We start from the raw sequence: 20,473 nt of genomic DNA, 5'->3' as shown, positions 1-20,473 counted from the left end.
CCACCTGACCTGCCTGACAGGTCGTTGTCGTGGACAAGCTGTCTTCTCATCATCGGGCGTCGGTTCCGGTGAGCATTGAGGTACAGGGGTGTCGGCCCTTGTTCCTTCCAGCCTGGAGTCTGAACTTTAATGCCATTGAACGGATGCGCGCCAAAGGTCAAAGCGGCCGTAAGAGCAAAGCCCCGGCGAACAACGGACGGCCTGCTCTCTGCTCCCGGAGCCGCTTTGCAGGCCCTTCGTGCGCAGGACATCCACGCCTGGTTCCGACATGCTTATTCTTCAATGTCTTTATGACCCCTGCTCCAAAGCCCCTTACCCTGCCAGATGCTGCCTTCCGCCCCAGATCAGGCGTACCCGCTGCCCCACGCGCTTGTACAGGGGCGGCGCGTGGTGGGCGCAGAAATCACGGGTGGCGGCCTCACTGCCCACGTCATGCCCCGACTGCTGCGTCAGGAAGTAGCGGTGGTCCATGATCCACAGGTACAGGTCCGCCTCGGTGCGGCCTGGAAAGCGGCCCATCACGTCGTTGCGGTCGAGGTTCTCCACCACCCGCAGGTACAGGCGGCGGTACCAGCTTTCCACAGCCTCTTCCCAGGTCACGGGCGGCTGCCCTTCGCGCCCTGGCTTACGGTCGAGGTAGTACTGCCGGGTGCGGATGTGCTCCAAGAGGCGGTCGTAGCGTCCCGGTGTGGTGAACAGAATTTCCCGGTGTCCGGGCGCCACCACGTTCAGGCAGGTCTCGCGCAGAAAACGGGCGTACTCACCCTTGATAATCAGGTCCCGCAGCGTGTCGTGTTCGTCGGGGGCGACGGTCACGTGCAGCTCAATCACGTGCGCGTCGATGTACGCCTGGCCCTGCCGCCGTGCCACCGAGACGCGGTGGTTGCCGTCCTTGACGAAGTACAGCTCGCCCACCTTGTACACCTGAATGGGAGGCAGTTCCTTGCCCTGCAGCTGTGCAGCGCGCACCCCGATCCAGCGCTCGTCGAGGTGGGCCTCGCGCGGCAGGTAGTGGCGGTCGAACTCGCGGTAACGGTCCACCGAGCCGATGATCTTGTCCACCGCGATGGGCTGGACGCCGAGCGCGTGTTCGCCCTCGGGCGCGAGGTGCTGCACCCACGAGAAGGGCAGCAGGTCGTTCGGTTGGCGGCGCAGGAGGGCCAGTAACCCGTGAAGGTCTCCCTTGCGGCGGGCGCGTTCGACTTCGTGCTGGGCCTGGTGTTTCTCGTACATGCTGGGGACTCCTCGGGAGGAAAGGAGGCCGGAGCAGCGTGAGGGCGGAGAGGTATGAAGAACGCTCCGACCTTGAGAACAGGATAAGAGCCGCGCCGTCTTACAGTTGTCCCGCGGCGCGACGGAGACCTACAGCAAACCTTTAGGAAGCGTGTTGAAGGTGGCAGTTGCTCTATCGTCCTTCCCGCCTCGTGGCGTGAAATGACGTTATGCTCGGCAAATTCTTCAAGAAACCGGCGGACGATATGGGCGGGCGTGTGCCCCCGGGCCAGACGCTCACCACCCGTTTCCCGGTACTGACCTACGGCCCCTCGCAGCAGTACGCGCCGGAGGAAGTGGTCGTCCGCATCTTGGGCCTGGCCGAGGAGCACACCTTTACCTGGACGGACCTGCTCGCTTTGCCGCAAACCACGCTGACCTACGACATCCACTGCGTGACCCACTGGAGCAAATTCGACACCACCTGGACGGGCGTGCGCGTGGTGGACCTGATGGAGCACATTCGCCTGAAGCCTGGCGCGACGCACGTGATGCAGCACTCGGTGGGCGGCTACACCACCAACCTTCGACTCGACGATTTCACCCGGCCCGAGAACCTGATCGCCCACACCTTCAATGACGGGCCCCTGGCCGCCGAACACGGCGGACCGCTACGCATGGTGGTGCCGCACCTGTATTTCTGGAAGAGTGCCAAGTGGCTGACGGGCCTGGAGTTCATGGATGCGGACCGTCCCGGCTTCTGGGAGCGCAACGGGTACCACATGCGGGGCGATCCCTTTCGGGAAGAGCGGTATGACGACGACTGAGGGGCCGTCAGCGGCCAGCGACGATCGGCCAACCGGGGAGGAGCAGGGTTACCTCGTTCCCGATGTGTTGCGGGAAGGGCTGACGCTGGTGCTCGTCGGGACGGCGCCAAGCAAGATCAGCGCGCGGGCCCGGGCGTATTACGCCAATCCCGAGAACAAGTTCTGGCGGGTGCTGCGCGAGGTGGGGCTAACTCCCCGGCAGCTTGCCCCGCGTGAGTACCCCACGCTCCCCGAGTACGGCATCGGCCTCACCGATGTGGCGAAGCGGCACAGCGGGGTGGACGCCGCGCTGCCCACCGAGGCCTGGGCTCCCGACGAACTGCGCGAGAAGGTGCGGCGCTATCGCCCGGCCATCGTCGCGTTTACGAGCAAACGTGGGGCCTCGGAGACGCTGGGGCTGCCGACGGGCAAACTGCCCTACGGCCCGCAGCTTCTGCCGCTGGAAGGCGCGGAGGTCTGGGTGCTGCCGTCCACAAGTCCGCTGGGGCACAACCATTTTCGGCTGGAGCCCTGGCAGGCGCTGGCGGCGCGGTTCCGGGAAAAGCGGGCGAAGGAGCCAGACGGTGAGGCAGGCGGGAACGCGGGGCGTGCGGGGCGCGTACCCTGAACGTATGGCTCTGCCCACGCCTCCCCGTTCTGGCTCCCGTCTTCCTGGCGTTCCGGACCCCTGGGACCGGGGCTCTTCATCGCCCACCCAACGCGCCGAACAGGCCCTGCGCCGGGGCATGGACCTGGGACAGCGGGCGCTGAGCCTGGGCGGTCTGCTCCTGCTGGGCGTGCTGGCCTTTGCCGTGTTCGCGGGACTGCTGCTCGGCCTGGGAATTTTGCTGGCTGGCGGCAACGCCATTGCAGGCTGGCTCATGGGACTGGTGCTGATCCTGGCCCTGGTGGTGGCCGCCTGGTTTGGCCGCCGGGCGTCGCAGGTGCTGCGGGCCCCCCCGGAGTCAGCCCCACAGGACGTGCCCACGCCGCCCTCCATTCGCGAGGACGAGGCCGGGCTGCTGGCCCTGCTGCGCGCGGGCGAGCGGGCATTGCCCGCCCCCGGACGCGCCGCGCTCCACGCCACCGTGATCGCCACCCGCGACGCGCTGCGCGTCACCGCTGGCGACGCCGCCTTTGGCCGCGACACGCACGATGCCCGGCAGGCCGCGCGGGAAGACCTGCCCGAACTGCTGCACACCTACCAGTCGGGTCGCCGCACCCCGGAAACGGACCGCCTGTTTCTGGAGCAACTGGACCTGATCGGGGGGCGGATGCGCGAGGTGGTGCAGGAGCGCCAGGCCCAGCACGTCCGCACCCTGACCGCCCAGCGCCGCTACCTGGAAAGCAAGTACCGGGAAGGCGAGGAGTAGGGGGAAGGAGAAAAGGGCCTCCCGGAAAGGGGAGGCCCTTTGTTTTGCTGACGGCCTCTCCCTTACCTCAGTCGCCCCTGAATCCACCCCGCCAGTTCGCTGATCTTTACCCGCTCCTGCGCGAGGGTGTCGCGGTCGCGGACGGTCACGGTATCGGTCAGGGAAGCGTCCTCACCCTTGCCCACGGTGTCGAAGTCCACGGTGACGCAGTAGGGCGTGCCCACCTCGTCGTGACGGCGGTAGGCCTTGCCGATGTTGCCGCTGTCCTCGTACAGCACCCGGCCCAGGCCGAGCTTCTGAAGGTCCGCCTTGATCGCGCGGGCCACCGCGGTGATTTCCTCGCGGTTGCGGGCCAGCGGGATCACGGCCACCTTGATGGGCGCGAGGTGGGGCCTGAGCTTAAGGACAATGCGCTCTGAGCCGTTCTCCAGCGTCTCCTTGGTGAACGCCTCGCTCAGCACGGCCAGCATCGCCCGGTCCACCCCTGCCGAGGGCTCAATCACGAAGGGCACCACGGGCTTGTTCGTCTCGGGGTGGGGGATGGTCAGTTTGGCGATGGAGTCGGTGTTCTCGTCTACCTTCGCCACCAGTCCCAGTTCTCCCTGCGCCTTGGTGTGGCTGCCCAGGTCGTAGTCGCTGCGGTTGGCGATGCCCTCGATTTCCTCGTGCCCCAGGGTGGGGTAGTCGTACATCAGATCGTAGGTGCGCTTGGAGTAGTGCGCGAGGTCTTCTTTCGGTACATCCAGAATCTGAATCTTCTCGCGGGGCACGCCCTGCGCTTCCCACCACGCGAGGCGGGCGTCCAGCCAGTGCTGGTGCCATTCCTCATCGGTGCCGGGCGCGCAGAAGAACTCGATTTCCATCTGTTCCAGCTCGCGCACGCGGAAGATGAAGTTGCGGGGCGTGATCTCGTTGCGAAATGCCTTGCCGATCTGCGCGATCCCGAAGGGAAGGCGGCGGCTGGTGGAATCCACCACGTTCTTGAAGTTGGTAAAGATCCCCTGCGCTGTCTCGGGCCGCAGGTAGCCGTAAGAGTCCTCGTCAGCGGTGGGGCCGATGGTGGTCTTGAACATCATGTTGAAGGGTTTGGGCTCGGTCCAGTCGCCCACCTCGCCGGAGAAGGGATCGCGCACGCCCGCCGCAATCAGGGCCCCGGACGCGCGGGCCGGTTGCTTGACCAGCGCCGCCACCAGCGCGGGGAAGTTCTCCACGTTCTCGCCCATGCCCTCGGCCACTCGGGCCTGGACGTCCGCCTTCTGGTCTTTCACGAGGTGATCGAGGCGATACCGCTTCTTGGTCTTGCGGTTGTCCACCATGGGATCGCTGAAAGTGGCCTCGTGGCCTGAGTGCCTCAGCACGAGGCGGTGCATGATGATGGAGGCGTCCAGGCCCTCCATGTCGTCGCGCTCGTAGACATTCGTGCGCCACCACGCGGCCTTGATGTTGTTTTTCAGCTCCACGCCCAGGGGGCCGTAGTCGTAGAAGCCCTGGAGGCCGCCGTAGATCTCCGAGCCCTGAAAAATAAAGCCGCGGCGCTTGCAAAGGGAGACGAGCTCTTCCATCGAGGTTGCGGGCATCTCTGCTCCTTTCCTGAGCCAGAAAAGAACGTCCCCAGACGGCCTTTTCCCGGCTCGTCTGGGGACGCAGACAGTGCTACGCGGTTCCACCCCAGTTCCAGCATCACGGTCTGCGAACGCTGGCACTTTTGTATCGTTCAGCTCCCCGCCGCCCTTCCCGTCGCTGCTGGCCCCGCCTGACTCTCACCGTCACAGGCTCGCTCATGGGCGCTTTACGCGGTACTCCTGCGGATCAATGCTGGAGGTAGTGTGCCGCAGGCTGGGGCGGAGGGTCAAGGGTCGCCGCTCAGCGGATGGGGAAGCTGGCCCGCACCTCCATGCCTGAAGCCGCGCCCAGCCGCACCGCACCTTCTACCCGCGTGCCGCCGAAGTCGTACCCCACGGCGCCGCAGACGTTCGCCAGAATCAGCGGCGAATACGCAATCAGGGGAAGCCCCCGCCAGTACCGGCGAAGCCGAACAGGACGCGCCCGAGCCCAGGCCGCCGCAGGACAACGCTCCACGGCTTCCCAACAACGTCAGGTCCAGCCGGGTGTTGGGCGCGCGGTTCAAAAGCACCTTGCCCTCCAGCAGACCCCGCAGGTTCAGGGTACCCGGGCGGTTCATCCTCCCCTGGGCGCCGACGTGCTCCCCCCAGCGTCCCACCGAAAGCGAAATCGCCCCCGGCCTGCACCCCGAAACGCCATTCGGCGGCCTGGGCCGTGGCGGGGAGGTCAGGGCCACCAGCAAGAAAAGGAATGTGGCGGCAGATCGGCGCAGGCGGACGGGCATGGGGAGGCGCATGGTGGATGCCGGGCGTCCACCCCGCACAGGTTTGCCCGTCCTCCCAACGTTCGGCTGTCTCCCCACAAGCTGGGGGAGACTGTGGGGTTTAGCGCAGTGGTCAACGTGCGGACTTCTTTTTGACCGCCCCCGGCGCGCGAACCTGAATGCGCATGGGGGAGAATGGCGCCGTGAGGGGTGCCCTTCCGCGCGCAGCGCCATTCGGACAACTGCCCGAAGCCTGCCTGCTCCGGGCCACACGAAACTGCTGGCCAGGCGGCGACGCAGGCAAAGGCGGTCTGCGCCTTGCCCACCCCAAAGGGGCCATTGATCCAGGCTGCCTGTCCCCGGTCAATTCAGGTCTCGTGGACCGCTCTGATTCTTCTGTTTTTCCTCAGCGCGGCGGCGCAACTCGGCGGCCAGGTCACTGAAGTCCTGCGTGGAGGGCAGCACCCGCTTGGCCTGGCCCTTGGCCTCCTGCACCACCTTGACCTGCTCGCGGCGGCTGTCGGGGAGTCCCTGCCGTTTGCGCTCAAAGTGGTTTTGCGCCACCCGCCCCAGCGCGTAGGTCCAGCCGTACACGGCGGGCGCAGTGATCAGACCGCCGATGACCGGCAGCGCCAGTTTGGCGAGGCCGCGCATGACCTGCCGGGCCAGCATGCCGTAGGCCACGGTCGCGCCGAGTTCCTGGGTGATTTCACGGGCGCGTTCGGGCGTGATCTCGAAGCCGTAGATTTTGCCGACGTGCAGCACCATCTTGACCTGCACGGGGGTGATGAGCAGCATGTCGGCGAAGGGAATCGGCTCGACGGCAATCGCGCCCGCCAGGAGGGCGGCGCTCTTGATCACCTCGTCGGCGTTCTCCTGCGTGGAGAGCTCCGGGTCCACGTCGAAATTGAAGTTGTCGAGCACCTGCTTGACAAGGGGGGGCAGCATGGGGCGAGTGTACCCCTGCGCAGCGGAAACACGTGAGGAACGGCTTACCCGGCATTCGGGAAAGCCGGTGGACCTATACCGGCGCGGGACTGGCGCGGTCCAGTGACAGCCGCTCCATAAAACGGTTTGGGTGGAAGCGGGCGACCGGCAGGAATTGCGCGGCTGGGTGGCTGCCGGCGGAACCCAGAGCCGCTGACTTCCTACGGACGTGCCATCCACGGCGACGCCGCTCACGCGCTGGCCGAGTGCGCCGTGGATCGGCTGGTCCAGCTGGGCGGCCAGCTCCCACCCGCTGCTGCACTTCTGTGAACTCAGTGGGCGGGGACAGCCGTGGCGGGCGGCCTTTCGGCGGGCTGGACGAGCGCATGTGTCCGAGTTGCGCCGCGCGCGGAAGGGCACCCCTCTCGGCGCCATTCTCTCCCATACACATTCAGGTTCGCGCGCCGGGGGCGGTCAAAAAGAAGTCCGCACGTTGACCACTGCGCTAAACGCGCAAGACTTCTACCGCCAGTGCGCGGCGCGGGAGAACGCGGAGGAGCCGCAGCGGTGTGGAGGGCGAGCTTTGCCCGTTGCCCCCCTCTACTTCGTGGCTTTACGGGTCCCCGTGCGGGAGGAGCGGAAAGCACTTCTCTTTCCGGCCCGCCCCTCACCGCTTCCAGCGTGACCCCTCCTTCGTGTCTTCCACCGTTACGCCCACCGCCGTCAGCGTCTCGCGCAGGGCGTCGGCCTGGGCGTACTGCTTGTTCAGGCGGTAGTGCTGCCGGGCCTGGAGCACCAGCTCCATCAGGGCGCCCACCACCTGCGTGTCGTCTTGCTGCGTTGCTGGAGAGTCGGCAAAGAGGCCCAGGACGTCCCCGCCAAGGGTGCGGTAGGCGGCGCGCGCAGCTTCCAGCGCTGGGCGTCCCACCTCGCCGCCGTTCAGGGCCGCGTTCACATCCGTGGTCAAGCCGAACAGGGCTGCCACCGCGCGGGGGGTGTTGAAGTCGTCGCGCAGGGCGTCCTCGAAGGCGGCCACGTAACCGGCGATCTTTTCGCGCAGGGCCGCGTCCTCGCGCTCGGGGGCGGACGGCAGGCGGCGCTCCAGTTCGTGCAGGGCCTCGGTCAGGCGGCGGTAGCCGCTGCGGGCGCTGTCGAAGGCGGCGTCGCTGAATTCCGTAATGGAGCGGTAGTGGCTGCTGATCAGCAGAAAGCGGATCACCATCGGGTCATGGACCGTCAGGAGGTCCTTCAACGTGGTGAAGTTCCCCTTGCTCTTGCTCATCTTCTCGCCGCCGATGGTCAGCATATTGTTGTGCATCCAGTAGCGGGCGAAGGGGTGGCCCGCCGCTTCCGCCTGGGCAATCTCGGCCTCATGGTGCGGAAACTGCAGGTCCAGGCCGCCGCCGTGGATGTCGAAGCCCTCGCCCAGGTACTTCAGGCTCATGGCGCTGCACTCGATATGCCAGCCGGGGAATCCCTCACCCCAGGGCGACGTCCAGCGCATAATGTGGGCGGGCTCAGCCCGCTTCCACAGGGCGAAGTCGCGCGGATCGCGCTTTTCCTCACGCACGGCCTCACGCGTCCCTTCCTCCTGGTCATCGAGTCTGCGGCCTGAGAGCTTGCCGTATTCCGGCCAGGAGCGCACGTCGAAGTACACGCTGCTTTCAGACTCGTAAGCGTGCCCACGGGCGATCAGTTCCTCGATGAGCGCGATCTGTTCGGGTATATGCCCGGTGGCACGCGGGTTGATCGACGGTTTGAGGATATTCAGCGCGTCCATGTCCGACACAAAGGACCAGAAATACTTGTCGGCCACCTCCATCGGCTCGAGCTGCTCGAGGCGGGCGCGGGCGAGCAGCTTGTCCTCGCCGTCGTCGGAGTCGTTTTGCAGGTGGCCCACGTCGGTCACGTTGGTCACGTAGCGGACCTCGTACCCGAAGTGCATCAGTGCCCGGCGGACCACGTCGAAGGAGACTTCCTTTTTGGCGTGGCCCAGGTGAGCGTCGCTGTAGACCGTTGGACCACACAGGTACATGCCCACGCGGCCAGGCGTGGTGGGCTCGAAGCGGACCTTCCGCCGCTGGAGGGTGTCGTACAGGTAGATGTCGGGGTCAGGGGTGCGCTGGGTCATGGGTCTCCTCGGCAGGACAAAAAAGTCCGCCGCGCCTCTTACGAAAAGGGGCGCGGCGGCAGGGCGGGGGCGCTGCTTACCGCTGGGGAAGGCAACACACCGGGAACATGGGCCTACTGTAGCAAAGGGAGGAGGGGCGGGAGGTAGGGGGCGGCTGTGGGCCAGGATTTCCCGCCGAGTCCAGGGACTGTGCAGCGCGCCTGCCGCGCGCTTCCTCCCTTTGGGCTGCACCGGCCACTCCTGCTCCGTCAGGGAGAGGGTGAGAAGACTTGCGAGGCCCCGATGCTCAGGGAGTTGGCGTCAGACGAAAATCGCTGAAATAGAGGTGGTAGTTGTCGCCCGCTGCGCCGCTTGCCCCCAGCACCTGCAACTGCGCGGCGGGGTTCGTGGTGGAGGCGGCGAAGGTGTACGTGTAGGTCTGTTCGCCCGTGCCCACGTCCGCCACCTTGTCCAGATACCGGGCATAGCCGCCGCCGTTCTCGCCCACCACCACGCCCACCTTGCGGGCAGTGTCGGCCCTCGCCTTGAAAGTCAGGGTGTAGCTGCGGCCCTCCACCAGCGGCACGCCGGGCTGGTTGAGCTGCACGTGCCAGTTGTTCGCGGGGTCCACGTGCGTGACGGCGAGGTGGATCTTGCCGTCCTCGACGGTGGAAGTCAGGCCCGTGGCCGGGTTGCTCCAGGCACGCCAGTAGGCGGTACGGGGTACGCCCGCAATGCCCTCGTCGGCGCTTAGGTCCTGAGAGAAGGTGCCGTTGTACAGCAGGTTGCCGTCCGCCGTGGGGGAGCGTCCACCCAGGTCCACGGTGCCCACGGCCTTCACGCGCACGTTGTCGATCCACACGGGCCCTGCACCTGCCGCGCCGAGGTTGAACTCCAGGCGCGCCTGCGTGTCGCTGGTGGCGGTCATGTCGAAGGTGAAAGTCTGGGTGGAGCGGGTGGTCCCCAGCGAGAGCTGCTTCTCACCCGAGTAGGCCGCGTAACCGCGGTCCGCGCCGCCGCCCACCTTGATCATCGCGCCGCGGGGGCTGGCGGCCCAGGCGTCGAAAGTCACCTCGTAGCGCTTGCCCCGCTCGATGTTGATGCCGTCTTGCCGCACCTGCACGGCGTAGTTCACGCTGCCAGGCTTGGTGATGTCCGCCTTCAGCGCGCCCGCGTCGTTGCTCAGCGCCGCCTCGCCATCGCTCTTGTAGATCGTCCAGAAAGCGGAGTTGGTGACGCCCTGCAGCGCAGGTGTATCCGGCTGAATGTGCGGGTCCTGCGCGTCCCAGTCGAAACCACCGTTGTAGATGAGGTTGCCGTCGGGCAGGGCGGTGCGGGCGGGCGTGGTGCTGGGTGTCCAGGGGTACTTCACCTCGGGGCGCGCGCCGGGACTGCGTTTCTCGGTGGGCAGGGAAGAGACCCGCACGTAGTCCACCAGCATCTCGGCCTTGTCTGGCGTGCCCGCGTCCGGGTTGCCGTCGAAGTTGCCGCCCACGGCGAGGTTGAGCAGGAGGTAGAAGGGCTGATCGAAGGGCGCGGGCCAGGCGTTGAGGTCCCCGCTGCCCGCAGGAGCGGCCTTGGACGCGCTCCACCACTCCTTTTTCGTGGTAGTGACTGTGCCGTCCACCAGCCAGCGAATCTCGCCGGGCTCCCACTCCAGCGTGTAGGTGTGCCAGTCGGCGACGGTGGCCCCCGCCGGGAGGGTGACCTCCTGGCTGGAATAGACGTTGCCGGGCCACATTCCGCCGTAGTGGATCGTCTGTCCCACCTTGTTCGGCTTGCTGCCCCAGCCCTCCATGATGTCGATCTCGCCGGAGGCCGCCCAGGTACCGTAGGGACTGGGTTCTTCCGGCAGCATCCAGATGGCGGGCCACAGGCCTTTGCCGGTGGGCAGCTTGGCGCGAATCTCGAACTTGCCGTAGGCGCGGCTGAACTTGCCCGCGGTGCGGATGCGCCCCGAGGTCCAGTCGAAGGTCTGCTGCGCCTTGCCCGCCAGCCCGGTGTACTTTTCTTTCTGCGCGCGAATGACGAGGTGGCCGTCCTTGACCTGCACATTGTCTGTGCGGTCCGTGTAGAATTCGAGCTCACTGTTGCCCCAGCCGGAAACAAAGTCGTTCCCTGCCTGAAAGCCGTTGCCCGTCTGGTAGCCCCACTTGCCCAGGTCCAGCCGACTGCCATTGAATTCGTCGCTCCAGACAATGTTCTTGTCTGGTGTGCCGGGAGCGTTCAGGGAGCTGCAAGCGCCCAGCGTCAGGGCGAGGGTGGCGGTCAGAAGTGCGCGTGCTCGGTGCATGAGAAAGCCTCCAACTGAGAAAAAGGGCAGGTGTGGGCCGCAGAACGCTCGGCATTGCTGTTTGGTGCTGTGGGCTCAGCCTAACAGAATTTGAAAACGTATTCAAAACAGTTCGAGACACCCTGGAGAGCAGGCAGGGGCAGGCCGCTTCCAGACGGCGAGACTCCCCAGCAGTCAAGCGTGCCCGAAAAGACGCAAGCAGCGGCCATCTGGGCCGGGCACCCCGTACCTTTTCTGCTCCTGCGTCTATTTGTACGTGGCCTTGCCGTTGCCGTTCCCAAAGGCCATTCAAATGGATAGGGGGGTGCAGGGCCGGCTGAAGCTCTGCCCCCGTTTCAGAGCTGATGTGTGTTTTGAAATCGCTTTCAGTACTGGTCTAATGGAGATGTGGGAGGTTGCCGTGAGAGAACGCGGCCACTTTTCTCCTCTGTTCTGCCATCTTCAACATCGGCCTCGACGGGCCGACTTCTGCTGCACGTCATCAGCCACAGCAAGGTCAGGGAAATGGTTCCCGCTGACCTCGGGGCATGCCAACGCCGGGACGCATTGAAGGAAGGGGGCTGGGGTACACCTGGCGTCCCGGCTTCCTGGCATTTGCACCCATGAAAACGTTTCCCGGCGCGTATGATGCGGAACGAGCGGAGGGTTTGTGTCCAAACGGAGGGTGACGGTCATCGAGGTGGCGCGCGAGGCGGGGGTCTCGCCGGCCACTGTGTCGCGCATTTTGAACGGGACGGCCGCGGTGGACCCCGAGAAGCAGCGGGCGGTGGAAAAGGCCATCGAACAGCTGGGCTACCGACCCAACGTGGTGGCGCGCGGGCTCGTTACGGGGTCATCGAACATCATCGGCGTGCTGACCCCGGACCTGGCGAGTCCGTACTACAGCGACGTGCTGGGCGGAATTGAGGAAGCGCTGGAAGGCACGCCGTACTCGCCGCTGATCGCCAGCGGGCATTGGAACCGCCGGGACGAGCTGGGGGTGCTGGACGTGCTGCTCAGCCACCAGATCGCGGCCCTAATCGTGTTTGGCAGCAGCCTGAGCGAGGCGGATCTGCGCGGGTTGGCGGCGGGCGTGCCGCTCGTCGTGTTGGGGCGCCGGGTGGAACTGGGGGACCTGGGCGGCGCGTCCATCAGCTTTGATGACGAGGGCGGGGCCTACGCGGCGACCCGTCACCTGGTCGAACAGGGCCACCGCGTCATCGGGCACATCATGGGGGACGAGGCCCACGAGGACGCGCACGAACGGCTGCGCGGCTACCGCCGGGCGCTGGAGGAGGCGGGGCTGCCCTTTGACGGGGCCCTGGTCACCCGGGGCGACTACCGGGTGCCCTCGGGCCTGCTGGGCATGCAGCGCCTGCTGGATGGCGGCAAGCCCCTGACCGCTGTGTTCTGCGCCAACGATCAGATGGCCATCGGCGCGCGGCTCGCGCTGTACCGCCGCGGCATGCGGGTGCCCGACGATCTGTCCCTGGTGGGCTTCGACGACCAGCCCGGCTCGCCCTACACCACGCCGCCGCTCACGTCCGTGCGTCTGCCCATGCGCGAGGCGGGCCTGGCACTCGCCCGCTTCGCCCTGGCCCGGTTGCGCGGAGAGACGCCCACCGTGCAGGTGCCCTCGCTGGAGCTTGTGGTGCGTGAATCGGTGGTGCGGCGGCGCTGACGGGCACCGCCCCCTTCCCGGCGCAGCGGGGCTTCTGATTCGCTTCAGAACCTGCCCCCTGCCCCGCCCGGGTCCGTATGATGCGGACGTGATCTCGCCGCCATCCGGTCCCAATGCTTTTCAGTACGTGTGGCGCAGTCCCTGGGTGCGCGTCGTCGTCTTTTTGCTGCTCTTCTACGTCGCCTACCAGTTGCTGGGGCAGGTGCGGACGGTGGTGGTGGACTTCGCGGTGGCGTTTCTCATCGCGTATCTGGCCCACCCCCTGCTGACCTGGCTGGAGCGCGGCCGCGTGGGGCGGGGGCTGGGCGTGTTTTTCGTGCTGCTGCTCTTTATTGCCGTCTTCGCGCTGGCGGGCGGATTGATCGTCACGGTGTCGTCGCAGCTCGTGGACCTGCTGGGCAAGCTGCCCGAGCAGATCGGCCAGCTCAATACGCTGCTGGACCGCTTCTTCGACTGGCTGAGCCACCGGGGCGTCTCGGGCACCGAGGAGGTGCGTGACCGCATCACGCAGGCCACCCAGACCTACGTGCAGAACCTGGGCAAGAACGTCACGCCCATCTTGCAGAATTTCCTGAACTCCACGGGCACGGTGTTTCGCAGCCTGGTGTCCATCGGCGGCGTGGTGGGCCAGGTGCTGCTGATCTTGCTGCTGAGCATCTACATGATGCTGGACTACAGCCGCATCAACGTATCGTTGCTGCGGGTGTTTCCCCGGCCCTGGCAGCCGCGCGTGCTGGAGTTCACCGGCCTGGTCGGCACGGCAGTGGGCGGCTACGTGCGCGGGCAGCTCGTGATCGCCAGCTTTATCGGGGTGTTCGTGTGGTTGGGGCTGACGGCCCTCCACATTCCCAGCGCCGCCGCCATCGGCTTTCTGGCCGGGGCCTTCAATATCGTGCCATACCTGGGGCCGATCATCGGGGCCACGCCCGCGCTGCTGTTCGCGCTGCCGATGGGCGGGTGGAGCATGGTGGGCGTCGTGGTGGTGTTTGTGGCCGCCAACCAGATCGAGGGCAACTTCCTGTCGCCGTACATCCTCAGCCGGACCACAGACCTGCATCCGGTCACGGTGCTCGTGGCCATTCTGGTGGGCGCGGCGCTGCTGGGCTTTGCCGGGGCGCTCCTCGCGGTGCCCGCCGTGGCGCTGGGCAAGCTGGTGCTCGACAAGTACTACTACCCCAGCCGCGTGTACACCGACGGCCCCTCGACCACGGGCGGTCCCCTCTCCATGCCTCCGCTGCCGGAAGACCGGCCCTAACTGGGCGCCGCCGGCGCGGCCTCCACGAACCGGGCCTGACGTGTCCTCAGCGTCTGCCCGGTTTTCAGGTCCAGGCCCCAGGAGTCCAGCTCCGTCCCGCCGGACGCAGCGCCGCGCGCAGGCCGTGCCGGGGCAGTGCGGAGAAGTTCAGGGCCGAGCGCTGGCAGTACTGGGCGGTGAACGACTCCATCGCCTCTGCCCCGAAGAACAGCAGCAGCTTCAGCCGCGTATTTGCCATATCGGCCAGAAGGTCACCCCAAGCCGCGTCCTCCCAGTTGGTGACGGCGTCGATGTGCCCGGAGTGCAGCACGTTGCCGGGCCAGAAGTCACCGTGCAGCAGGGCAGGCGGGTTCAGGGCCTGCGGAGGCCAGTGACGCTCCAGCGCGTCCCGGATACGCCCCCGGACAGCGAGTCGCCAAGGACAGCGGGACGTGGCCCGGGGCCGGGCGAGGGGGAAGCCAGGACCGGAACTCCGGCGGTGGGATGAGGGCGTGGAGCCGCAACAGGAAGTCGGCCAGCTCCTCGGGGAGGTGAAGCGCCCCCTCCGGTTCCAGCACAGTCTGCCCTTCCACGAACGCTGTAACGAGGGGGCTGGAGTGGCAAACAGGGCGCCCTCCACGTGCGGGGAGTGGGGACGGGCAGGCCAGCCGCGTGGAAAAAGCGCAGCAGCTGAAATTCGTGCCCGGCCACCTCGGGGTCTGCCGCGAGGTGGCCGCCCCGTACTGCCGGACCACCCAGCGCCGCACCTCGCCGCCGAGGCGCACCTCCAGCGCCGAGGCGCCGCCCGTCACGGGCCAGGACCGCGGCAGTTGGGCTTCCAGCCGCCGGGCCAGCGCTGCGAAATCCGGCTCAGTCATCCGCTTCCAGCAGTTCCACCTGCCGTCCGTCGGGGTCCGTCACAAAGGCCATGTCGCGTCCGCTGGGGCTGGGCTGGAGGTCACGGGTTACGGTCACGCCCGCTGCCCGCAGTTCGGGCAACAGGGTGCGCAGGTCCCGCACATGCAGGGCGATGTGTTCGGCCCAGTGTTGATGGGGCCGGGGCCGCTCACCAGGCACCTCGAAAACTTGCAGCCGCCCTTCCCCCAACCGCACCACGCCCCGCCGAAAGCCCTCAGCGGTGGTCAGGTCCTTTTCCACCACGCCGCCCAGCCGCGCGTAGAAGGCGAGGACGGCGGGCAGGTTGCCAGTCAGGAAAGAGACGTGCTTGAGCATGGCGGGCAGCTTACCCTGGAGGCGTGACGCAAGGCGACTTTTCTCGCTGACAGCAGGCCCCCGCCCAGCCTGGGCGCCCCGCAGCGCACGCGCGCCGACTTCTGGGCCGCCTGCACCCGCCGTTGGAGGGGACGGACGCGGCCCTGTCGGCGCTGAAGGAGATTGAGGCGCGTGGAGACTGGGTGGCTCACGCGTGGCGGGAGCGGATGCCCGAACTCGCGCCGCTGCGTGAGCAGGGCTGGGAGACCGTGTTGCCAGGCAGTGGGCAATATGCTGGACCTGAAGCGCTGGTCTGGGACGCTGCCGAGCGGGCAGCGGCAGACGTACAAAACTGGGCGCGGGAACTCGGCGGGGCGCTTCTGTGGGCGGGCTTCAGCTCAGGGGGCGGGTGGATGGCCCTGAACGCTGTGCTCAGCGGTGCGCTTCCCGCCGCCGGCGTGCGCGCCGTGGCTCCCAGCCTGCCCGCGTGCCCGTCGCCCCCGTGCTGGGGCAGCAAGACCGACTGAGCACGCGTGCTCAGTCGGTCGGTGGGACGCTGCGGGAAGCGGGGGTGCCCCTCGGGGTCTGGACCAACGGGGGCGGCCATACGCACCCGCAGAACTGGCCGGAGGTGCGGGCCGAAGCCCTGGCCGGGCTGGCGGCAGCCGGGGCAAAGGTGGAACGGTCAGACGGCCCGGCCGTCTGACCGTTGGCCCTCGCCCGCTTCCAACGTCTCCGCCGAAACCGGCTGCCGCCGCGCCAGATCAAAGGCGTCGCCGCGCGACAGGACATGCAGCCGCACGCCGTACAGCGACAGCGGCTCGTCCCGGCGGGCCTCGGCGATGTTGGAGTGGGTGATGCCCGCGCCGTCGGCCACGTACACGGCCCCATTGCCGATCACCTGGAACTGCCCGCCCTCCAGCACGATGGCGGTGTCCTCGTCGATACCGATGCCCAGCACGCGCGGGTTTTGCGCCACCGCGCCCAGCAGGCGGCCGATCCGCCCGCGTTCGGCAAAGTGTTGATCGATAATCACGCCGCGCACCAGGCCCAGGCCCGGGGCCATCTGGAGGTCGCCGATGCGGTACGACTCGCGGCTGTGTCCCGACACGAGCATGGTCTCGCACATCACGGACGCGCCCGCCGAGGTGCCCGCCACCACGCCTCCCGCCTCGTAGACCTCGCGGATGCGGGCCTCCAGCGGGGTGTCCCCGATCTGGCTCGTGATGCGGAGTTGATCGCCGCCCGAGAAGAACACGCCCGCCGCCCCATCGAACAGTTCGAGCTTCTCCTGACGGGACGCCTCGGCGCGTTCCTCCACATACAGTTCCAAGAGTTCGCCCACGTCCAGTCCGTCAAAGCCCTCCTGGTAGCTCTCGAAGTAGCCTTCCGGTTTGTGGGAGGCGACGGTGGCGATGACCAGGCGCCCACCCCGCACACGCCGGGCAACTTCTTTCAGGATCTCGCGCCCATGCGCCTTGTCCTCGTGGCCGCCGATGATGATGAGGGTGCCCTTCCCGGGCCGTGCGCCGCAGTCCTCGTGCTTGTCCGCTGCTTCTCCGGCTTTAGCCATGCTGTTCCTCCTCGGCCTTCGCCAAATAGATTCGGGGCTGCTGCATCCCTGCCGTTACGTAAGCCACCGGCATATTCGGGCTGTTGTGCCACCAGCCGATCTCGCCCCCCGCCGAGAGGGCGATGCCGCCGCCGCTGCCCCCCACCGCCACGCGCATCGCTTCGAGTTGCTCGCGCAGGGCTGCGTCCGGCGTGAATTCGGGCAGGGCGAACATGAAGCGGGCGGCCACCATCATGCGGGCCAGGCTCTCGCCCTCGCCCGTCAGGGCCACCGCGCCCACGCCGTCCTGGGCATAGAAGCCGCAGCCCGGCAGGGGTGAGTCGCCCACCCGCCCCGCCCGCTGGCCGTCCAGCCCCCCAGTGGACGTGCCCGCCGCGAGGTGGCCGTTCAGGTCCAGCGCCACGCAGCCCACCGTGTCGTGGGTGGCTGCGGCCCCGCGCTGCTCAGGCGAGATCATGTCCTCCGGGGCGCACAGTTCGGCCCGGTGTTCCTGGGCAAACCGCCGCGCGCCGTCTCCCACCAGCAAAATCTCCTTCTCGCGCAGCAGGGTACGGGCCACGCTGACCGGGTGGCGCACGCCCGAGAGGCCCGCCACCGCGCCCACGTCCAGGGTTCGCCCGTCCATCATCGCCGAGTCCATCTCCACCCGGCCGTCGCTGTTGAGGGCCGAGCCGAATCCAGCGTTGAAGGTAGGATCGTCTTCCAGCACGCGGATGGCCGCCTCCACCGCTTCCACGGCGCTGCCGTCCCCCTCCAGCACCCGGCACCCGGCTTTCAGGGCGGCCAGGCACCCGGCGCGGCTGGCCGACGCCTTCTCCGCCGGAACCTCGTGCGCCCCGCCGTGAACGATGATCGCCCAACGTCGCGGCTCAGTCATGGGAGACCGCCATCTGGGGCGCCTGGCCCGGCACTTCCCCGCGTGAGAGGTGCGAGGAGTCGAAGTCCAGAATCTGCCGCCAGGAGTCTTCCACCTCGGTGGCGAGCAGGATCACCAGGTCGCCGGGCCGGGCCAGCCCCAGGGCGTGCTCCACCGCCTCGGGTTCCGAGAGGATGGTGGTGAGGTGCTCAGGCGCCAGTCCCGCGCTCCGCGCGCCCTCTTCCAGCAGGCGCGCCCCCTCGCCTTTGGGGCGGCCCCGGCGCAGTTCGTCCTCGCGAACGATCAGTTTGTCGAAGGTCTCGGCAGCCAGTACGCCCATGCGTCGGATGTCCTCGTCGCGGCGGTCCCCGGCCACGCCCATCACGCCGATCACCCGTCCCCTCGGCGGGCGGAGGTGGGTGACGAGGTCGCGCAGGTACTCCATACCCGAGGGGTTGTGCGCGTAGTCCAGCAGGACGCGGAAGGGGTGGCCGTCGTACAGGTTGAGCCGTCCCGGACTCTGCTCGAAGGAGGTGGTGAAAGACCCGAGTGCCGCGCGGATCACGCCCAGATCCACGTTCTGCGCCACGGCGATGGCGGCGGCGGCCAGCGCGTTCTGCACGTTGACCTGCGCGAAGCCGCCGAGGGTGGCGGGAATATCGCGTGCCCGCAGAATCGGGCGGCGCTGCCCGCCCTCATACAGCACGATCTCGTCGCCAAGCACGGTCGGCTCGCGCACCAGGGCCGTGCCGCCGCCCGCGATGTGTTCCTGCAAATCCTTGGAGGCCGCGTTTCCGCCGTGCATGGAAAAGAGCGTCAGGCTGCCCCTCGCCTTCCGGCGCATCTTCAGGGTCAGCGCGTCGTCGGCGTTCAGCACGCTTGTGCCGCCCTCGGTCACCACCTCCACCACCAGCGACTTGACCCAGGCGAGGTCTTCGACCGTCTCGATACCTTTCAGGCCCAGGTGATCGGCCTGGATGTTCAGCACCGCGCCCACGTCGCAGCGGTCGAAGCCCAGCCCTTCGCGCAGAATGCCGCCGCGCGCCGTTTCCAGCACCGCGACCTCGACATTGGGGTCACTCAGTACGACTTTGGCGCTCTTGGGGCCGGTGGTGTCTCCGCTGACGATCTGTTCGCCGTTGATGTAGATGCCGTTGGACGTCGTCAGGCCCACGACCTTGCCCGCGTGCCGCAGGATGTGCGCCACCATGCGCGAGGTGGTGCTTTTGCCGTTCGTGCCCGTGATGGAGATGATGGGCATGCGGCAGGGCGTGTCTTTTGGAAACAGCATGCTCAGCACGGGGCCAGCCACGTTGCGCGCCTTGCCCTCAGACGGCTGAAGGTGCATGCGGAACCCGGGGGCGGCGTTGACCTCCACGATGCCGCCCCCCGTTTCGTGGACGGACCGGGAGATGTCGGGGGTGATCAGGTCAATGCCCGCCACGTCGAGCCCGATGACCTGCGCCGCCCGGCGGGCGATGGTGATGTTTTCGGGGTGCGTCACGTCCGTGCGGTCCACCGCCGTGCCGCCGGTGGACATGTTGGCGGTGTCGCGCAGAAAGACGACTTCCCCGGCTGTGGGCACCGTGTCGGGCGTCTGTCCAGTGCGGGCAAGCAGGGTCAGGACATGCTGGTCGATCTTGATGCGGGTCATGACGTTCTCGTGCCCGTTCCCCCGGCGGGGATCCAGATTGATGTCCTCCACGAGTTGCGCGATGGTGCGCGTGCCGTCGCCCACCACGTGTGCGGGAACGCGCTCAGCCACCGCGACGACCTGGCCATCTACCACGAGGACGCGGTGGTCGTTGCCGGTGTAGTACTGCTCCACCACCACCCTGGCGCTGTGTTGCCGCGCTTCCTCGAAGCCCTGGCGCACCTGCTCGTCTTCGGTGAGGTTCAGGGAGACGCCGCGCCCGTGGTTGCCGTCCAGAGGCTTGGTCACCACGGCGCCAGGCAGCCGCCGCGCCGCCGCCACCGCTTCCTCTGCGCTGCGGACCACCACGCCCTGCGGCACAGGCAGTCCCGCGCGGTCCAGCAGCCGCTTGGTCAGGTCCTTGTCGCTGGCGGTCCCGGTGGCGATATGCGGCGTCTTGCTGGTGATGCTGGCGCGAATCTGCTGCTGGTACTTGCCGTAGCCGAGCTGCACCAGGCTCTGGTCATCCAGCCGCAAAAACGGTATCCCGCGCCGTTCGGCCTCACTGACCAGCGACTGCGTCGTTGGTCCCAGGGCGAATTTCTTGACCAGGCGGCGCAGTTCGGTGAGTTCACCCTCGAAATCGAACTGCGCGGCTGCGTCCAGGAGGGTATGGCCCTCTGGAAGCAGCCGCTCAATGCCCTCCAGCCCCCGAAGTTCAGCGGGCAGGAGGCTGTTGATCAGCCGCAGCGCCACAGCCCCGGCAAGCAGGCCCACGCGCTCCTCCGTGTAGCTGTACAGCACGTTGTATACGCCCGGCTGCCCCTTCACCGAGCGGGTCTTGCCGTAGGTCACGCGCGTGCCCGACAGCGTCTGCAACTCGAGCGCCACGTGTTCGGTCACGTGCCCCAGCCAGGTGCCCTCACGCAGGCGGCGCAGAAACCCGCCCGGCTCGCGGTACGAGCAGCCATGGTTGTGCAGACTGGGCAGCAGCGCGGTCAGGCGCTCGGCGAAGTCCGGGATGGTGTTGGACGGATACGCTTCGAGCGCGCCGAGGTCCAGCTGCACGCGGATCATGCGCTCGTAGCCGTAGACGTTGGGGCCACGGTAAATCTGCTTTTCCAGTACGCTCAGGCATCGGCCGGAAGCGTTGGGTTGTACGGTCATGAAGCGCGCCCCTTTCTCTGCGGTCTCTGGGTTGTTGTGGGAGAACCGAAACTTAGCCTAGAGCGCCGCATAGGGCGGTTTTTAAGCCTCG

General features: G+C 67.4%; 19 protein-coding genes. 7 read left to right on the top strand and 12 right to left on the bottom strand.

Features of this window, described 5'->3' with window-relative positions; translation table 11 throughout:
• Nucleotides 1–312 precede the first annotated feature (312 nt).
• Entirely contained in the window at nt 313–1,233 is a 921-nt protein-coding gene (locus tag B9A95_RS25490) for a DUF4032 domain-containing protein (RefSeq protein WP_084049822.1), read from the bottom strand.
• A gap of 209 nt (nt 1,234–1,442) precedes the next feature.
• On the opposite strand from B9A95_RS25490, the gene B9A95_RS25485 reads away from it, so the two are divergent.
• The 3 genes from B9A95_RS25485 to B9A95_RS25475 are packed head-to-tail and all read left to right on the top strand — an operon-like array spanning nt 1,443 to nt 3,391.
• Nucleotides 1,443–2,039, top strand: coding sequence for a sulfite oxidase-like oxidoreductase (locus B9A95_RS25485; protein WP_084049821.1), 597 nt, complete (start codon nt 1,443–1,445; stop codon nt 2,037–2,039).
• On the top strand, nt 2,026–2,646 hold the full coding sequence (locus tag B9A95_RS25480; RefSeq protein WP_084049820.1) for a mismatch-specific DNA-glycosylase: 621 nt from the start codon (nt 2,026–2,028) through the stop codon (nt 2,644–2,646). Before B9A95_RS25485 ends, B9A95_RS25480 begins: the two co-directional genes overlap by 14 nt.
• A gap of 4 nt (nt 2,647–2,650) precedes the next feature.
• Nucleotides 2,651–3,391 (top strand): hypothetical protein, encoded by a 741-nt coding sequence (locus tag B9A95_RS25475; RefSeq protein WP_139806986.1) that lies wholly within the window; start codon nt 2,651–2,653, stop codon nt 3,389–3,391.
• A 62-nt stretch (nt 3,392–3,453) separates the two neighbouring features.
• Here B9A95_RS25475 and B9A95_RS25470 read toward each other — a convergent pair whose 3' ends face one another.
• From B9A95_RS25470 to B9A95_RS25450, 5 genes are all read right to left on the bottom strand, one after another.
• Entirely contained in the window at nt 3,454–4,968 is a 1,515-nt protein-coding gene (locus B9A95_RS25470; RefSeq protein WP_084049819.1) for a glycine--tRNA ligase, read from the bottom strand.
• A 286-nt stretch (nt 4,969–5,254) separates the two neighbouring features.
• Complete coding sequence (locus tag B9A95_RS25465) at nt 5,255–5,470, bottom strand: hypothetical protein (RefSeq protein ID WP_084049818.1); 216 nt, start codon at nt 5,468–5,470, stop codon at nt 5,255–5,257.
• Between the two features lie 610 nt (nt 5,471–6,080).
• The gene (locus B9A95_RS25460) at nt 6,081–6,665 is read right to left on the bottom strand and encodes a YcjF family protein (RefSeq protein ID WP_084049817.1); all 585 of its coding nucleotides are present in this window, start codon (nt 6,663–6,665) and stop codon (nt 6,081–6,083) included.
• A gap of 646 nt (nt 6,666–7,311) precedes the next feature.
• Nucleotides 7,312–8,775: a cysteine--tRNA ligase gene (gene cysS / locus B9A95_RS25455; RefSeq protein WP_084049816.1), complete on the bottom strand. Its 1,464-nt coding sequence runs from the start codon at nt 8,773–8,775 to the stop codon at nt 7,312–7,314.
• A 286-nt stretch (nt 8,776–9,061) separates the two neighbouring features.
• The gene (locus tag B9A95_RS25450; RefSeq protein WP_084049815.1) at nt 9,062–11,047 is read right to left on the bottom strand and encodes a carbohydrate binding domain-containing protein; all 1,986 of its coding nucleotides are present in this window, start codon (nt 11,045–11,047) and stop codon (nt 9,062–9,064) included.
• Nucleotides 11,048–11,696: 649 nt separating this feature from the next.
• On the opposite strand from B9A95_RS25450, the gene B9A95_RS25445 reads away from it, so the two are divergent.
• Together B9A95_RS25445 and B9A95_RS25440 are read left to right on the top strand one after the other, a co-directional pair.
• Nucleotides 11,697–12,707: a LacI family DNA-binding transcriptional regulator gene (locus B9A95_RS25445; RefSeq protein ID WP_084049814.1), complete on the top strand. Its 1,011-nt coding sequence runs from the start codon at nt 11,697–11,699 to the stop codon at nt 12,705–12,707.
• Between the two features lie 88 nt (nt 12,708–12,795).
• Nucleotides 12,796–13,962, top strand: a complete 1,167-nt coding sequence (locus B9A95_RS25440) for an AI-2E family transporter (protein WP_084050975.1) — start codon at nt 12,796–12,798, stop codon at nt 13,960–13,962.
• A 64-nt stretch (nt 13,963–14,026) separates the two neighbouring features.
• Here the strand turns inward: B9A95_RS25440 and B9A95_RS35750 are convergent, their stop codons facing one another.
• From B9A95_RS35750 to B9A95_RS25430, 3 genes are read right to left on the bottom strand one after another with little or no spacing between them, the layout of a single operon-like run.
• Nucleotides 14,027–14,317, bottom strand: a complete 291-nt coding sequence (locus tag B9A95_RS35750; protein ID WP_342744626.1) for a phosphotransferase — start codon at nt 14,315–14,317, stop codon at nt 14,027–14,029.
• The gene (locus B9A95_RS35745; RefSeq protein WP_245808565.1) at nt 14,289–14,819 is read right to left on the bottom strand and encodes a hypothetical protein; all 531 of its coding nucleotides are present in this window, start codon (nt 14,817–14,819) and stop codon (nt 14,289–14,291) included. Before B9A95_RS35745 ends, B9A95_RS35750 begins: the two co-directional genes overlap by 29 nt.
• Entirely contained in the window at nt 14,812–15,174 is a 363-nt protein-coding gene (locus B9A95_RS25430) for a VOC family protein (protein ID WP_084049812.1), read from the bottom strand. Before B9A95_RS25430 ends, B9A95_RS35745 begins: the two co-directional genes overlap by 8 nt.
• A 182-nt stretch (nt 15,175–15,356) precedes the next feature.
• On the opposite strand from B9A95_RS25430, the gene B9A95_RS25425 reads away from it, so the two are divergent.
• Together B9A95_RS25425 and B9A95_RS32710 are read left to right on the top strand one after the other, a co-directional pair.
• A complete protein-coding gene (locus B9A95_RS25425) occupies nt 15,357–15,680 on the top strand; it encodes a hypothetical protein (RefSeq protein WP_139806985.1) in 324 nt (107 codons plus the stop codon).
• Entirely contained in the window at nt 15,641–15,859 is a 219-nt protein-coding gene (locus B9A95_RS32710; protein WP_139806984.1) for a hypothetical protein, read from the top strand. Before B9A95_RS25425 ends, B9A95_RS32710 begins: the two co-directional genes overlap by 40 nt.
• On the opposite strand, the gene B9A95_RS25420 is transcribed toward B9A95_RS32710, so the two are convergent.
• The 3 genes from B9A95_RS25420 to cphA are packed head-to-tail and all read right to left on the bottom strand — an operon-like array spanning nt 15,839 to nt 20,382.
• Nucleotides 15,839–16,726, bottom strand: a complete 888-nt coding sequence (locus B9A95_RS25420; RefSeq protein ID WP_084049810.1) for a cyanophycinase — start codon at nt 16,724–16,726, stop codon at nt 15,839–15,841. The two genes, B9A95_RS32710 and B9A95_RS25420, sit on opposite strands and share 21 nt — an antisense overlap.
• Entirely contained in the window at nt 16,719–17,603 is an 885-nt protein-coding gene (locus B9A95_RS25415) for an isoaspartyl peptidase/L-asparaginase family protein (protein ID WP_084049809.1), read from the bottom strand. The genes B9A95_RS25420 and B9A95_RS25415 overlap by 8 nt, the downstream gene beginning before the upstream one ends.
• Nucleotides 17,596–20,382 carry a cyanophycin synthetase gene (gene cphA, locus B9A95_RS25410; RefSeq protein WP_084049808.1) on the bottom strand — a complete coding sequence of 929 codons (2,787 nt, stop codon included), beginning with the start codon at nt 20,380–20,382 and terminating at the stop codon, nt 17,596–17,598. The genes B9A95_RS25415 and cphA overlap by 8 nt, the downstream gene beginning before the upstream one ends.
• Nucleotides 20,383–20,473: the final 91 nt, after the last annotated feature.

The organism is Deinococcus hopiensis KR-140 (assembly GCF_900176165.1).
In the GTDB taxonomy this organism is placed as follows: Bacteria; Deinococcota; Deinococci; order Deinococcales; family Deinococcaceae; genus Deinococcus; species Deinococcus hopiensis.
The sequence above is the reverse complement of the archived record's forward strand: the minus strand, read 5'-3'. Positions and strand labels throughout refer to the sequence as shown.

What these genes read in the sequence shown, in the direction of transcription:
- B9A95_RS25490 (WP_084049822.1), bottom strand. Translation starts at nt 1,233, where the DNA reads ATGTACGAGAAACACCAGGCCCAGCACGAAGTCGAACGCGCCCGCCGC.
- B9A95_RS25485 (WP_084049821.1), top strand. Translation starts at nt 1,443, where the DNA reads ATGCTCGGCAAATTCTTCAAGAAACCGGCGGACGATATGGGCGGGCGT.
- B9A95_RS25480 (WP_084049820.1), top strand. Translation starts at nt 2,026, where the DNA reads ATGACGACGACTGAGGGGCCGTCAGCGGCCAGCGACGATCGGCCAACC.
- B9A95_RS25475 (WP_139806986.1), top strand. Translation starts at nt 2,651, where the DNA reads ATGGCTCTGCCCACGCCTCCCCGTTCTGGCTCCCGTCTTCCTGGCGTT.
- B9A95_RS25470 (WP_084049819.1), bottom strand. Translation starts at nt 4,968, where the DNA reads ATGCCCGCAACCTCGATGGAAGAGCTCGTCTCCCTTTGCAAGCGCCGC.
- B9A95_RS25460 (WP_084049817.1), bottom strand. Translation starts at nt 6,665, where the DNA reads ATGCTGCCCCCCCTTGTCAAGCAGGTGCTCGACAACTTCAATTTCGAC.
- cysS (WP_084049816.1), bottom strand. Translation starts at nt 8,775, where the DNA reads ATGACCCAGCGCACCCCTGACCCCGACATCTACCTGTACGACACCCTC.
- B9A95_RS25450 (WP_084049815.1), bottom strand. Translation starts at nt 11,047, where the DNA reads ATGCACCGAGCACGCGCACTTCTGACCGCCACCCTCGCCCTGACGCTG.
- B9A95_RS35745 (WP_245808565.1), bottom strand. Translation starts at nt 14,819, where the DNA reads ATGACTGAGCCGGATTTCGCAGCGCTGGCCCGGCGGCTGGAAGCCCAA.
- B9A95_RS25430 (WP_084049812.1), bottom strand. Translation starts at nt 15,174, where the DNA reads ATGCTCAAGCACGTCTCTTTCCTGACTGGCAACCTGCCCGCCGTCCTC.
- B9A95_RS25420 (WP_084049810.1), bottom strand. Translation starts at nt 16,726, where the DNA reads ATGGCTAAAGCCGGAGAAGCAGCGGACAAGCACGAGGACTGCGGCGCA.
- B9A95_RS25415 (WP_084049809.1), bottom strand. Translation starts at nt 17,603, where the DNA reads ATGACTGAGCCGCGACGTTGGGCGATCATCGTTCACGGCGGGGCGCAC.
- cphA (WP_084049808.1), bottom strand. Translation starts at nt 20,382, where the DNA reads ATGACCGTACAACCCAACGCTTCCGGCCGATGCCTGAGCGTACTGGAA.